Here is a 674-nt window from a genome sequence, read left to right as displayed (position 1 = left end):
TTAATTTATGTAGCGCAGTTGAATCAAATAGATTAGCAAATATTTTAAGATAATTGGAAAGAACAGACAGTAAATTTATATAAATATAAAATAGACAATGGAGTTGTTGAGGTTAGTAATAATAAAACAAAGGTAATAAAAACAGTAAATTTTGAAATAAGAGAAGATATTCCAGAAGAAGTATATGAAGTTATTAAAAAAATTGAAAAAAATAAATTTAATCCTCCAAAAGGGGTAAGAGGAAATAGGAAGTGGTTAAATAGAGATAGTAAATTACCTATAGAATATGAATATAGAGAATTTGATATACACCCAAAAATAAATGATAGAAATAAAATAAGGATAGTATTTGGAAGTGATGGCTCTATATATTATACAGTAGATCATTATGAAACATTTATTAAATTAAAATAGGAGAGTGAGAGTATGTTTGAAAATATATTAAAAGAAGTAAGAAAAAATAATATTGAATTATTACCACCAGTAAGTGATGAAGATATAGAAAAAATAGAAAAGATATATAATTTTAGAATGCCTAAGTGTTTACAAAATTTATATAAAGAAGGAATGCCTTTAAATGAATATACTATAAATTATGCAGATTTTTCTATAGAAAATGTAAATAAAATAAAAGAGTATATAAAATATTATGATGAAGAATGGAATATGAATAG

General features: G+C 22.3%; 2 protein-coding genes. Both read left to right on the top strand.

Going from position 1 to position 674, the window contains the following annotated elements:
• The first annotated feature begins 90 nt into the window (after positions 1-90).
• Entirely contained in the window at positions 91-414 is a 324-nt protein-coding gene (locus GM111_RS08630) for a ribonuclease domain-containing protein (protein ID WP_156300580.1), read from the top strand.
• A gap of 12 nt (positions 415-426) precedes the next feature.
• Positions 427-674 (top strand): SMI1/KNR4 family protein (locus tag GM111_RS08070; protein WP_197034547.1); only part of this gene is annotated, 248 nt, incomplete at its 3' end.

Origin of the sequence: Streptobacillus canis (assembly GCF_009733925.1) — a bacterium.
In the GTDB taxonomy this organism is placed as follows: domain Bacteria; phylum Fusobacteriota; class Fusobacteriia; order Fusobacteriales; family Leptotrichiaceae; genus Streptobacillus; species Streptobacillus canis.
Note: the sequence above shows the minus strand (reverse complement) of the source record. Positions and strands in the feature narration are given on the sequence as shown.